The organism is Microbispora sp. CSR-4 (assembly GCF_008033685.1).
Classification (GTDB): domain Bacteria; phylum Actinomycetota; class Actinomycetes; order Streptosporangiales; family Streptosporangiaceae; genus Microbispora.
Map to the genome: position 1 here is coordinate 47,179 of NZ_VJVX01000057.1, position 12,186 is coordinate 59,364.

Annotated in this window: 9 protein-coding genes; 5 read left to right on the forward strand and 4 right to left on the reverse strand. The window is 71.7% G+C overall.

The window, feature by feature from the left end; translation table 11 throughout:
• Positions 1–87 precede the first annotated feature (87 nt).
• Positions 88–978 carry a MurR/RpiR family transcriptional regulator gene (locus FLV34_RS31850; RefSeq protein WP_142649336.1) on the forward strand — a complete coding sequence of 297 codons (891 nt, stop codon included), beginning with the start codon at positions 88–90 and terminating at the stop codon, positions 976–978.
• On the opposite strand, the gene FLV34_RS31855 is transcribed toward FLV34_RS31850, so the two are convergent.
• Complete coding sequence (locus tag FLV34_RS31855) at positions 957–1,274, reverse strand: helix-turn-helix transcriptional regulator (protein WP_147944860.1); 318 nt, start codon at positions 1,272–1,274, stop codon at positions 957–959. The genes FLV34_RS31850 and FLV34_RS31855 overlap by 22 nt on opposite strands.
• A gap of 105 nt (positions 1,275–1,379) precedes the next feature.
• On the opposite strand from FLV34_RS31855, the gene FLV34_RS31860 reads away from it, so the two are divergent.
• Both FLV34_RS31860 and FLV34_RS31865 read left to right on the forward strand, forming a co-directional pair.
• The gene (locus tag FLV34_RS31860) at positions 1,380–2,381 is read left to right on the forward strand and encodes a zinc-dependent alcohol dehydrogenase family protein (RefSeq protein ID WP_142649338.1); all 1,002 of its coding nucleotides are present in this window, start codon (positions 1,380–1,382) and stop codon (positions 2,379–2,381) included.
• 195 nt (positions 2,382–2,576) lie between these two features.
• Entirely contained in the window at positions 2,577–3,470 is an 894-nt protein-coding gene (locus FLV34_RS31865; protein WP_147944867.1) for an MBL fold metallo-hydrolase, read from the forward strand.
• A 30-nt stretch (positions 3,471–3,500) separates the two neighbouring features.
• Here FLV34_RS31865 and FLV34_RS31870 read toward each other — a convergent pair whose 3' ends face one another.
• The 3 genes from FLV34_RS31870 to FLV34_RS31880 form a co-directional block, all read right to left on the reverse strand.
• On the reverse strand, positions 3,501–7,001 hold the full coding sequence (locus FLV34_RS31870) for a discoidin domain-containing protein (protein WP_147944861.1): 3,501 nt from the start codon (positions 6,999–7,001) through the stop codon (positions 3,501–3,503).
• A gap of 17 nt (positions 7,002–7,018) precedes the next feature.
• Positions 7,019–8,827, reverse strand: a complete 1,809-nt coding sequence (locus tag FLV34_RS31875; RefSeq protein WP_147944862.1) for a discoidin domain-containing protein — start codon at positions 8,825–8,827, stop codon at positions 7,019–7,021.
• A gap of 197 nt (positions 8,828–9,024) precedes the next feature.
• On the reverse strand, positions 9,025–9,459 hold the full coding sequence (locus FLV34_RS31880) for a MarR family winged helix-turn-helix transcriptional regulator (protein ID WP_147944863.1): 435 nt from the start codon (positions 9,457–9,459) through the stop codon (positions 9,025–9,027).
• Between the two features lie 101 nt (positions 9,460–9,560).
• Between FLV34_RS31880 and FLV34_RS31885 the strand changes: the two genes are divergently transcribed.
• Complete coding sequence (locus tag FLV34_RS31885; protein WP_147944864.1) at positions 9,561–10,577, forward strand: aldo/keto reductase; 1,017 nt, start codon at positions 9,561–9,563, stop codon at positions 10,575–10,577.
• On the forward strand, positions 10,574–11,803 hold the full coding sequence (locus FLV34_RS31890; protein ID WP_261985976.1) for a Gfo/Idh/MocA family protein: 1,230 nt from the start codon (positions 10,574–10,576) through the stop codon (positions 11,801–11,803). Before FLV34_RS31885 ends, FLV34_RS31890 begins: the two co-directional genes overlap by 4 nt.
• Positions 11,804–12,186: the final 383 nt, after the last annotated feature.

The following is a 12,186-nucleotide window of genomic DNA, read 5'->3' on the forward strand; positions in this document are numbered from 1 at the left end:
CTGGGTCCGTCACCGGGTCCGTCACCGGGTCCGTCACCGGGTCCGTCACCGGGTCCGTCACTTCACGAAGAAGGGGAGTGGTCCAGGATGAGGCACGCTCCGGAGCCCGGCCGGTCGCTCGCCGTGCTGGACGCCGCCCGGATCGTCGCGAACCTGCGCGCGCTCTTCGACGGCCACCGCCTCTCGCCGTCCCAACGCCGGATCGCCCGCTATCTGCTGGACAACGCGCAGGAGGCCGTCTTCTTCACCAGCGCGGACCTCGCCGAGCGCGCCGGCGTCAGCCAGCCGTCGGTCACCCGCTTCGCCGCCGCGCTCGGGTTCCGCGGGTTCCCGGAGTTCCGGGAGGCGCTGCGTACGTCCGTGTTCGGCGACCGGCAGCCGGCCGCGACGGACGACCGCCACAACGAGATCCAGGAGCTGGTCACCTCCGAGATCCGCGACCTCGAACGGCTGCGCGACGGCCTGGCCGACCCCGGGCAGCTCCGGCGGGTGGCGGGTCAACTGGCCGGGTCGAGCCCGCTTCTGGTCATGGGCCTGCGGATCTCCGCGCCGCTGGCGCACCTGTTCGGCTACCTCGCCGAGAAGGTGCTCCCGGACGTACGCGTGCTGGACGTGCCGGGCTCGATCATGGAAGACCGGCTGAGCAGGGCGGCGGAGTCGGGCGCCGCCTGGGTGCTCGCCATCGGCCTGCCCCGCTATCCGCGTGAGCTGGAGCAGGGACTCGTCTGGGCGCGGCGGGTGCGGCTGAAGATCGCCCTCGTCACCGACCAGCCGGTGGGCCGGCTCACCGACCTCGCGGACGAGGTCCTGCTCGCCCCGGTGAGCTCGGGCTTCGCGTTCGACTCCCACGCCGCCGCGACGGTCCTGTGCACCGCCCTGCTGCACACCATGCTGGACACCCTCGATGCCGAGGGGCAGGCCCGGCTGGAGGCGTTCGACGACCGGGCCGCCGAGCGTCAGGTCTTCCTGACCGGCTGACGCGTCAGGGCGTCGAGCAGGCCGGGGAACACCTCGTCCATCTCGGCGCGGCGCAGGGAGTTCATCCGCGACGTCCCGACGTAGTACTGCCGGATCAGGCCCGCCTCGCGCAGCACGTTGAAGTGGTGGGTGGCGGTGGACTTGCTGACCGGGATGTCGAAGCCCCCACACGGGATGTCCACGCCGGAGGCGTCGAGCTGCGCGACGATGCTCCGGCGCACCGGATCAACGAGGGCCTCCAGCACCTGCTGGAAGTCGAACTGTGACACCTCTGGATGCGGTGGCGTACGTCCCATGGCTGCCATAGTACGACGTCCATCAAAGTTTGACATCGATCGTACTTTCGCCGCAGAGTGAACCGACACAGCGGACCGCGATCACGACGAGCGGAGGACGACGACATGTCGAAGACGGTGCGGTTCCACGAGATCGGCGGGCCCGAGGTGCTGCGGCTGGACGACCTGGAGCCGGGGGAGCCGGGGCCGGGCGAGGTGCGGATCCGGGTGGAGGCGATCGGCGTCAACAGGGCCGAGATCCTGTTCCGCCGCGACCGGTACATCGAGCCGGTGAAGCATCTGCCCGCCACGCTCGGCACCGAGGCGGCCGGTGTGGTGGAGGCGCTCGGCCCGGAGGTGGCCGGGTTCGCGGAGGGCCACGCGGTCAGCGTCCTGCCGGGCTTCTTCTCCCAGAACGACTACGGCGTCTACGCCGAGCAGGCGATCGTGCCGGCGTCCGCGCTCCTGTCCCGTCCCGACGGGGTGGACGCGGTCACCGGTGCGGCCGTGTGGATGCCCTACCTCACGGCCTACGGCGCCATGGCGGAGGTGGCTGGGATGCGGGCGGGCGACGTGGCGGTGATCACCGCGGCGTCCAGCAGCATCGGCCTGGCCGCGATCCACACGGCCAACCGCGTCGGGGCCACGCCGATAGCCGTCACCCGCACCCGTGCCAAGAGCCGGCGGCTGATCGAGGAGGGCGCGGCCGAGGTCGTCATCTCCGAGGAGGAGGACGTCGCAGGGCGGGTGCTTGAGCTGACCGACGGCAGGGGCGCCGCGTACGTCTTCGACGCCGTCGCCGGACCGGGCGTGACGGAACTGGCGAGGGCCGTCGTCCCCGGCGGGACGTTGGTGCTGTGGGGTGCGCAGAGCGGGCAGCCGACGCCCTATCCGGGCTTCGACCTGGGCATGCCCGCGCTGAACATGCGTACGTACACGGTGCTGGAGATCACCAAGGATCCCGAGCGGATGCGCCGCGCCGTCGCCTTCGTGGCCTCGGGCCTGCGCACGGGCGCCTTCCGCCCGGTGGTGGACCGCCTGTTCCCGCTGGAGGAGGTCGCGCAGGCACACCGGCACATGGAGACCGGCACCCAGATCGGCAAGATCGTGCTCACCGTGCGTCAGTGAGCCTTGGTGGCGTGGTGCGACTGCCGGCTCTGTACGGCCGGAGCTGATCGCCGCCTCGCTGACCGGCCATCCCCCGAGCGGTGACGGGGGCCTCCGTCGATAGGGTCCCCCCTGGACAGGACGTCGACGAGAGGAATCGTGAGCGTGGTGGAGCGGGCCGGCGGGGCGGGGCTGCACGAGGTTGGGCTGCATGAGATGGCACCAGGGATCTTCGCCTGGGTGCAGCCGGACGGCACGTGGTGGGTGAACAACGCCGGGGCCGTGGCGGGCGACGACGGCGTCCTGATCGTCGACACCTGCGCGACCGAGGCGCGCACCCGGCGGTTCCTCGGCGCGGTCGCCGAGGCGACCGGCGGCGCCCCGGTCAGGATGGCGGTGAACACCCACCAGCACGGGGACCACTGCTACGGAAACAGCCTGCTCCCGGACGACACGGTCGTCTTCGGGCACGCGGCGATGAGAGAGGCGTTGCTCGTCGATCCGATCATCGACGGCTGCCCGCCGGTGTGGGCGCCGGTGCCCGACTGGGGACAGGTGACGCGCCGCCCGCCGACGGTGGTCTTCGGCTCCGAGCTGACCGTGCATGTGGGGACGCACCGCGTCGAGCTGCGGCACCCCGGCCACGCCGCCCACACCCCCGGCGACGTGGTGGCGTGGCTTCCCGGCGAACGCGTGCTGTTCGCGGGAGACCTGCTGTTCAACGGGCTGACCCCGATGGTGCTGATGGGGTCGGTCGAGGGGGCGCTGCGGTCGCTCGACTGGCTGGCGGCCTTCGAGCCGGAGCACATCGTGCCGGGCCACGGCCCGCTCGCCACCGCCGCCGAGCTGCCCGAGGTGCTGGCCGCGCACGAGCGCTACTACCGCTTCGTCCTCGACACCGCCCGGACGGGACGGGAAAGCGGGCTCACCCCGCTCGCCGCCGCGCAGGCCGCCGACCTGGGCGAGTTCGCCGGATGGGCGGACGCCGAGCGCCTGGTGCTCAACCTGCACCGCGCCTACGCCGATGCCGAAGGCGGCGAGGTGGATCTCCTCGCCGCCTTCGGTGACGCGATGGCCTGGCACGGCGGGCCGCTGCCGACCTCGGTCTGAGATCAGTCCGAGATCAGTCTGGGATCGGCGTCACGACCAGCCCTGCAGGCCGGCTCCGTACGGATAGAGGGGGTCGCCGTAGGTGGTGGGGACGGTCTGGCCCGCGTCGATGCGGGCCCGGATCTCCGCACGCTGGGCGGCGGTCGCGCCCAGGTCGTAGGGGAGGTTCCAGTCTTCGACCGCGTCTTCGAGCACGTCGCCGCCGCCCGGCTTGAGGATCTGGTCGAGGCTGCGCGGGAGCTGCCACGGCAGGCGCCCGCGCGGGGTGTAGTCGCCGAACAGGAGGCTCGCCGTGGCCGGGCCGACCTCCTCACCACCCCGGTACGTCACCACGATGGCGTCGGCCAGGCCGTTCCACTCGCTGATGACGATGGGCCGGGGAAGGGTCAGCACAACGACGACCGGAATGCCCTGGTTCTTGAAGTTCTGGATGACGGCAAGCTGGTCGGCGGGCAACTGGGGTCGCTCCTTCACCCAGGCGGTGGCGTGCGTGTAGGTCGGCTCGCCGACGGCCACGATCGCCAGCTTGGGTGAGGGCCCGGTGTCCTGATAGACGTTGACGCCCTCGGTGGCCGCCCGCGCCCTGACCGCGTCCAGCAGGGTCTTCGAGCCGTACTCCTCGTGGAAGTAGCTCGTCCAGATGCAGCAGGCCGTGCCGTCGGTGGCCCGCGGACCGGCGACCACGATGTTGTCGCCCGCCTTGAGCTTCAGCGGCAGCACGCCGTTGTTCTTGAGCAGCGTGTCGGACTCCCGGGCGGCCTGGTTGGCGAGCGCGACGTACGACGGCTGGTGGAACCGGTAGGGCCCGTTCACCGGGTCGCCGTACGGGCGCTCGAACACGCCGAGCGTGAACTTCAGGCGCAGGATCCGGGTCACCGCGTCGTTGATCCGCGCCATGGGCACGTTGGCGAGGAAGGTCGCCATCGTGAACCCCTCCGCGCCGGGGTCGGCCCCGCCCATCACGTCCGAGCCGGCGTTCGCGGCCTTGACCCAGACCGTGGACGGCAGCCAGTCGGTCGTGATGAGACCGGTGTAGCCGAGGTTGTCACGCAGGTAGTCGAGGATCGGCTTGCTGTCGCCCGCGCCCGACCCGCCCGGGTCGAGGTAGGAGCTCCCGGCGTAGCCCGGCATGATGTTGACCGCACCGGCCTCCATCGCGGCCCTGAACGGGATCATGTGATATTTGATCGTCACCGCGTCGTAGGTGATGCCGGCCTCGCCGCCCGCGCCCTCACCCGGCCAGTGCTTGACGGTCGCCAGCACCGAGCCGGGGTTGAGCTCGGGGCCGCCCTGCAGCCCGGCCACCAGCGCGCGGACCTGCGCCGCCGCGACGTCGGCGTTCTCGCCGTTGCCCTCCTGGATGCGGGGGTAGAGGACCTTGGTGCCGACCTCGGCCAGCGGGCCGAGCACGCCGCGCGCCCCGACCTCCAGCTCCTCGCGGCGCTGCATGTCGCCCAGCTTGTAGTCGAGCGCGTAGTCCTTGCCCGCCGCGAGCGTGCTCTGCAGCGGATAGGTGGTCTGATATCCGGCGATGGTGTCGCCCGCCGAGACGGGCGGGATGCCCAGCCGGGTCCCCGACGCGGCCAGCAGCACGGCGTGCAGGTCGTTCGGCAGCGCCGGGCCGAAGTGCCACCCCGACAGCGGGTAGGTCTGGGCGTTGTAGAACATCTGGTACGCCTTCTCCTCGGGGGTCATCCTGCCGAGAAGGTCGTTGACGCGGGTCTCGATCGGCAGCCGCCAGTTCTCGTACGGCTCGATCGTGCCGTTCTTGTTGAGGTCACGGGCGCCCTGGACGATCGGGACGCCGTCGGCGACCTGCTCGATGTCGGGCAGATAGAGGCTGAAGGTGCGGATGTTCGAGGTCGTCCTGGCGCCCGAGCCGCTCACCGCGACGACGTACCACTTGTACGTCCACCGGTCGGGGATGTCCCAGGTGGGCGTGTAGGTGGTGCCGGTCGGCTCGGCGACCTTGGTGTAGAGGTCGATGAGGTTGCCCGAGGCGGTGAAGTCGTAGTCGGTGCGGCTGACGTTCAGCCAGACCTCGTAGCGCACCGCGCCGGAGACGGCCGCCCAGGAGAACGCCGGCCGCCGGGTGTCGGTGATCATGGCCTTGTCGGCGGGAGCCGACAGCGCGAACTGGCCGGTGGTAGCCGGGGCCTTGGCAGGCGGGGACAGCAGGGGAGCGGTCGTGGCCGCCGTGTCCACGGTGCCGAAGACCTGGAACTCCCACAGCGAGTAGCCGTAGCCCGTCGCCCGCGCCGTGCCGACGAAGCGGACGTAGCGGCCGTCGCCGGTGACGCTCAGGTTCTCGACGCCGCCCTTGCCGCTGGTCGTGGTGTAGATCGGCGTCCATGACGTGCCGTTGGCCGACACCTCGATCCGATAGCCGGTGGCGTACGCGGACTCCCAGTTGAGCGTGACGCCGGTGATGTGGGCGGCGCCGCCGAGGTCCACCCGCAGCCACTGGTCGTCGGAGTATTCACTCGACCATCGGGTCGTCGTCCGCCCGTCGAGCGCCGCCGCCGGGGCGTTGCCGCCCTCCCACGACGACGCCGTCACCTGCTTGTACGCCGAGATCGGCGTGCCCGTCGGCGGGTCGGTCGGCGGGTCGGTCGGCGGGGGGTCGGTGGGGCCGCCGCCGTCGGCGTGGACGGCGAACTCCCACAGTGAGTAGCCCCAGCCGGTGGCGCGGGCGGTGCCGTACATACGGACGTAGCGGCCGGTGCCGTTGACGTCGAGGGTTTGTGTGCCGCCGGTGCCGGTGGTGGTGCTGTAGATGTCGGTCCAGGTGGTGGCGTTGTCGGACACCTGGACCTTGAAGGCGGTGGCGTACGCGGTCTCCCAGGTCAGGACGACCTTGCAGATCGTCCTGGCCGAGCCGAGGTCCACCTGGAGCCACTGCGGGTCCGCCGCCTCACTGGACCAGCGGGTGCCGGGGTCGCCGTCCACAGCCGCCGACGCGGGCGTCCCGGCGTTCTCGGTGGACGAGGTGGTCGCGGGCCGGTTCAGCGCGGCGTTGGGGGCGGTGCAGCCCGACGACGTGCCGGTCGTGCCGTAGACCTGGAACTCCCACAGTGAGTAGCCCCAGCCGGTGGCGCGGGCGGTGCCGTAGACCCGGACGTACCGGCCCGAGCCGGTCACGTTGAGGGTCTGTGTGCCGCCGGTGCCGGTGGTGGTGCTGTAGATGTCGGTCCAGGTGATGGCGTTGTCGGACACCTGGATCTTGAACGCCGTGGCGTAGGCGGCCTCCCAGTTGAGGACGACCTGGCTCAGCGTCGCCGAGGTGCCCAGGTCGACCTGGAGCCACTGCGGGTCGGCGAACTCGCTGGACCAGCGGGTGCCGGTGTCGCCGTCCACCGCCGCGGAGGCGGGTGTCCCGGCGTTCTCGGCGGACGAGGCCGTCGCCGTCTTGCCCTGCGACAGCAGGACGGGCGCGGCGTACGCGGGCCCGGCGACGACGCTCGCGACCAGCGCGAGCGCCGCGGCCAGGATCAGGGAGAGCCCGCGCCGGAACGTGAGGGGATGTCTCATGGCGTCTCCTGCCTGCGTTACCAGCCGACCGCGACGAGCAGCCACTGCGGGTCGCCGTGCGAGATGAACGAGGACTGGCCCGCGTAGTCGTCGTACGGGAAGCCGTAGGCGAGCTTGCCGATGGCGTGGTCGTGCCAGAACTTCGCGTAGTAGTTCGCCGGCGCGGCCTTGTAGTAGTTCGACGGGTCCGACTGCTGGGCGTCGGACAGCCCGGCGACGTGCCGGTTGAGCGCCGCGCACATCTGCGGCGCCTCCGAGAGCGGCCCGGCGCACCCGGTGACCTGCGAGGTCGTCGCCGTCACGCCCTGCTGGGCGGCGTAGCCGGTGAAGTAGTTCGCGTACGCCCCGCCCGGCTGGAAGATCGACGCGCTGCCCGGAGCCGGGATGCGGTACGGCGCCTCCACCTGGGCCAGCGGCTTGAACTCGGCCGGCACCTCGTCGATGAACCGCTGGAACGTCGCCGCGCGCGACTCGGCGAAGGTGGCGTAGTCCTCGCCGACCGCCACGTCGTAGCCGTCGCGGGCGTGCAGGCGCATCGCGAGCTTCAGGCCGAACGCGTCCACCCGGGTCGTGTTGCCGTTGAAGACCGAGGGCCCGACCGTGAACTCGATGAAGTCGTAGTAAGGGCTGTTGGGGGAGCCGAGGTAGAAGTACATGCGGCCCGCCGTGTTGGCCGGCATGTCGAAGTAGGGCTGCTCGGCGATCGAGTGGACCTGGCCGTTGTAGCTCCAGTAGACCTGCGAGTCGGGATACTGCCCGTTGGTCCGGTTGAGGATCTTGACCATGACGACGTTCTGGGCGGCCGGGATGTTCGAGGTGTCGCCCCAGAAGGCGTCGGGCGGGGTGGTCGGGCCGGTCGTCGGATCGGTCGTCGGATCGGTCGTCGGGTCGGTCGTCGGGTCGGTCGAGCCGCCCGTGGTGTTCACCGTGAAGCTCCACAGCGAGTAGCCCCAGGCGGTGGCGCGGGCGGTGCCGTACACGCGGACGTAGCGGCCGGTGCCGGTCACGTTGAGGGTTTGTGTGCCGCCGGTGCCGGTGGTGGTGCTGTAGATGTCGGTCCAGGTGGTGGCGTTGTCGGACACCTGGATCTTGAAGGCGGTGGCGTACGCGGTCTCCCAGGTCAGGACGACCTTGCAGATCGTCCTGGACGAGCCGAGGTCCACCTGGAGCCACTGCGGGTCGCTGAACGCGCTCGACCAGCGGGTCGCGCCGTTGCCGTCGACGGCCGCCGACGCCGGGGTGTCGGCGTTCTCGGCGGAGGAGGCGGCCGCCGGCCTGCCCTGGGCGGCGTCGGCCGTGCCGCACGCGGTGCCGGACGTCGTGCCGTACACCTGGAACTCCCACAGCGAGTAGCCGTAGGGGGTGGCGCGGGCGGTGCCGTAGACCCGGACGTAGCGGCCCGAGCCGGTCACGTTGAGGGTCTGTGTGCCGCCGGTGCCGCTGGTGGTGGAGTAGACGTCGGTCCAGGTGGTGGCGTTGTCGGAGACCTGGATCCTGAAGGCCGTGGCGTAGGCGGCCTCCCAGGCGAGGACGACCTGGCTCAGCGTCGCCGAGGCGCCGAGGTCGACCTGGAGCCACTGCGGGTCGCTGAACGCGCTGGACCAGCGGGTGCCGGTGTCGCCGTCGACGGCGGCCGACGCCGGAGTGCCGGCGTTCTCGGTGGACGACGCCGTCGCGGTCTTTCCTTGCGACAGCAGCGCGGGCGCGGCCGTGGCCGGCGCTGATCCGGCCGCCGCCGCGACGACGCAGGCCACGACCAGGGCCAGTGCGCTGAGCACGGCCGTCAGGGCGCGTCGCGCGGGATGGATCGTCGAACGCTTGCTCATGATGGCGATTCCTCTTCGGGGGGTGAAGGGAGCGAGCCCTGCCCCAGAGGATGATCGCCTTCGACACTTAGGTCAATACTTGAATTTAGTATGCAAGGAAATGATCATGAGGTCGCCGGTGTAGGTGTCGGTGTCAGGGTGCCGGTGTCAGGGTGCCGGTGTCAGGGTGCCGGTGTCAGGGTGCCGGTGTTCCGGGCCTACAGCCGGTCGAACACGGCGGCCAGCGTCTCGATCTCCTGTGGGGAGAGCTTGTCGGTGAAGTGGCGCCGGACGGCGGCGTCCAGGCCGGGGTGTGCGGAATTGATGGCGGCGCGCCCGGCGTCGGTGAGGGCGACCATGACGCCGCCCGCGCGCTCGCGGGTGACGAGTCCGCGGCCGCTCATGCGGGTGAGCTGATGGGAGACGCGGGTGCGATCCCAGCCGAGCGACGCGGCGAGCTCGCTCTGGCGCAGGGCGCCGCCCGCCTTGCCGAGGGTGACGAGGATCGTCAGGTCCGGCTCGGACAGGCCTGCCGCCTCGGCGGTGTCCGCGATCACCCGGGCCCGGACGACCTCATGGGCGCGCTTGAAGGCGACCCAGAAGTCGACGGGCCCCGACTCGCCGTCGGCGGACTGTCTATCCGACGTTGACATATCAACACACCTCTGACCTAATGTTGAGATGTCAACGCTAACAGACGGCCGTAATCGCGGCCCTGTCGGCGCGTCCACATCTCCCGCCCGCAGGAGGGTCCATGCACACCCGACCTCTTGGAACCGGCGGCCCTCGGGTCGCCCCCATCGCCCTGGGCTGCGCAGGCATGTCCGACCACACCGCCCCCGCCGACGAGGCCGACGCCATCGCCACGATCCACGCGGCCCTCGACGCCGGCGTCACCCTCATCGACACGGCCGACTTCTACGGCATGGGCCACAACGAGGACCTCATCCGCCGCGCGCTGCGCCCCGGTGACCGCGACAAGGCGCTCCTGAGCGTGAAGTTCGGCGCTCTGTGGGGCCCTGACGGAGCCTTCGTCGGCATCGAGGGCCGGCCCGCCCACGTCAAGAACGCGCTCGCCTACTCGCTGCGCCGCCTCGGAACCGACCACATCGACGTCTACCGCCCCGCGCGCCTCGCCCCCGACACCCCGATCGAGGACACGATCGGCGCGATCTCCGAGCTGGTCCAGGCCGGGTACGTGCGCCACATCGGGCTCTCCGAAGTGGGGCCGGAGACCATCCGCCGTGCCCACGCCGTACACCCGATCTGCGATGTGCAGATCGAATACTCCCTGTTCAGCCGGGACCCCGAGACCAACGGCATCCTCGCCACCTGCCGCGAGCTGGGGATCGGCGTCACCGCCTACGGGGTGCTCGCGCACGGCCTGCTCACCGGCGACTACCGGCAGCCCGCCGGAGGCGACCCGCGCGCCCACTGGCTGCCCCGCTTCCATCCCGGCAATCTCGCCGCGAACCTCGCCCTCGTCGACCGGCTGCGGCCACTCGCCGGCGCGTACGGCATCAGCGTCGCGCAACTCGCCACCGCCTGGGTCGTCGCGCAGAACCGCGAGCGCGGCACCATCGTGGCCGTCCTGGGTGCCCGCCGTCCGCGTCGCATCGAGGAGGCCCTGGCCGCGGCCGAGGTCACCCTGACCGACGCGGACCTCCGCGCGATCGACGAGGCCGTCCCTGCCGGCGCGGTGGCCGGGACCCGGTACGCCGCACCCCTCATGACCCTGCTGGACAGCGAAAGGACAGGTCACACATCATGAACACCTCCACGTCACGCCTCGCCGAGCTGGCCAGGTCAGGCACGCCCGTCGGCGTAGGGATCATCGGACTCGGGGCGAACGGAAGCTGGGCCGAGCGCTCCCACCTGCCCGCCCTGCGCGCCGTCCCGGGATACGAGCTGCGGGCCCTGAGCACGAGCTCGAAGGAATCGGCGGAGCGCTCCGGGCACAAGCACGGAGTGTCGCGCACCTTCGGGACGGCCGCCGAGCTGGCCGCCTGCGACGAGGTGGACCTCGTGGTCGTGGCGGTGAAGGTGCCGCACCACCGCGAGCTGGTGCGGACCGCGCTCGACGCCGGCAAGAGCGTGCTGTGCGAGTGGCCGCTCGGCAACGGGCTCGCGGAGGCCGAGGACATGGCACGGCAGGCGCGCGACCGCGCGGTGCCGACCATCGTGGGGCTTCAGGCGCGGTCGCACCCGGCCCTGGCCTACCTGCGGGATCTCGTGGCCGACGGCTACGTGGGGGAGGTGCTGTCCACGACCGTCGTCGGCTCCGGCGGCGCGTGGGGCGGCACCGTCGGCCCCGGCGACCACCACGTGCTCGACGCCGCCAACGGCATGACGCTGCTGACCATCCCCTTCGCGCACACCCTCGACGGGCTCGCGTCCGTCCTGGGCGAGCCCGAGGAACTGCGGATCGACCTGGCGTCCCGCCGTACGTCGGCCGTGGACACCGGGACCGGACGGCCCGTGCCCATGACAGCGCCGGACCAGGTGGTGGCCTCGGGACGGCTGCCGGGCGGCGCGGTGCTCGCCGTCCACTACCGCGGGGGCGTCTCCCGGGGCACCAACTTCCGCTGGGAGATCAACGGCACCGAGGGCGACCTCGTCGTCACCGCCCCGATCGGCCATCTCCAGCTCAGCCCGATCACCATCGAAGGCAGCCGCGGGGCATCCACCGGGCTCGCTCCCCTGACGGTGCCCGAGTCCTACGTCCGCGTCCCCGGGCTGGACCCCCGCGCCGACGCGCCTGCCTACGCGGTCGCGCACGCCTACCAGCGGTTCTTTGACGACCTGCGTGAGGGCGGCATCTCGGGTGGCGGCTCAGGCAGCGCCTCGGGCAGCGCTTTGGGCCGCGCCTTGGGCCGCGGCTCCAGCGCCTTCGGCGACACCTCGGGCGGGACCTCGGGTGGCGCCTCGGGTGCGCCCGATTTCGCGCACGGCGCCGCACGGCACCGCAGCATCGAGTCCGTGGTCACGACGCCGTGACCACGGCCCCTCAGCCGCCCGGCCGTACCGCGCGGCCCTGAGTGGGCCCCGGCCGCCTGGCCGTACCGCGCGGCCCTGACCGTGGCCCCCGGCCGCCGAGCCCCGCAGCCGCGCGGCCCTGCACTGTGCGTCGTCCGGTGCCTGCTCTCGCCTCACGCCCGCAGCCGCTGGGCCTGTCCGCGCGCCGCCCGGGCCTGCGCTGCGCATCGCTCACCCCCGTGCCTTCGGCCTTACTCGTGTAGTCGTCGGGCTTGTCCGAGGCGGTGGTAGGTGAAGGCCCAGCGGTCTTCGCCTACGTTGCGGCGGGTGTAGCGCTCGGGGTGCTGGTAGCGGTCGCGGTTGTGGAACTGGCAGGCCGGGCCCAGCAGCTTCAGGTCCGTGAG

Coding starts and splice junctions, on each gene's coding strand:
- FLV34_RS31850 (WP_142649336.1), top strand. CDS start 88: ATGAGGCACGCTCCGGAGCCCGGCCGGTCGCTCGCCGTGCTGGACGCC.
- FLV34_RS31855 (WP_147944860.1), bottom strand. CDS start 1,274: ATGGGACGTACGCCACCGCATCCAGAGGTGTCACAGTTCGACTTCCAG.
- FLV34_RS31860 (WP_142649338.1), top strand. CDS start 1,380: ATGTCGAAGACGGTGCGGTTCCACGAGATCGGCGGGCCCGAGGTGCTG.
- FLV34_RS31865 (WP_147944867.1), top strand. CDS start 2,577: ATGGCACCAGGGATCTTCGCCTGGGTGCAGCCGGACGGCACGTGGTGG.
- FLV34_RS31870 (WP_147944861.1), bottom strand. CDS start 7,001: ATGAGACATCCCCTCACGTTCCGGCGCGGGCTCTCCCTGATCCTGGCC.
- FLV34_RS31875 (WP_147944862.1), bottom strand. CDS start 8,827: ATGAGCAAGCGTTCGACGATCCATCCCGCGCGACGCGCCCTGACGGCC.
- FLV34_RS31880 (WP_147944863.1), bottom strand. CDS start 9,459: ATGTCAACGTCGGATAGACAGTCCGCCGACGGCGAGTCGGGGCCCGTC.
- FLV34_RS31885 (WP_147944864.1), top strand. CDS start 9,561: ATGCACACCCGACCTCTTGGAACCGGCGGCCCTCGGGTCGCCCCCATC.
- FLV34_RS31890 (WP_261985976.1), top strand. CDS start 10,574: ATGAACACCTCCACGTCACGCCTCGCCGAGCTGGCCAGGTCAGGCACG.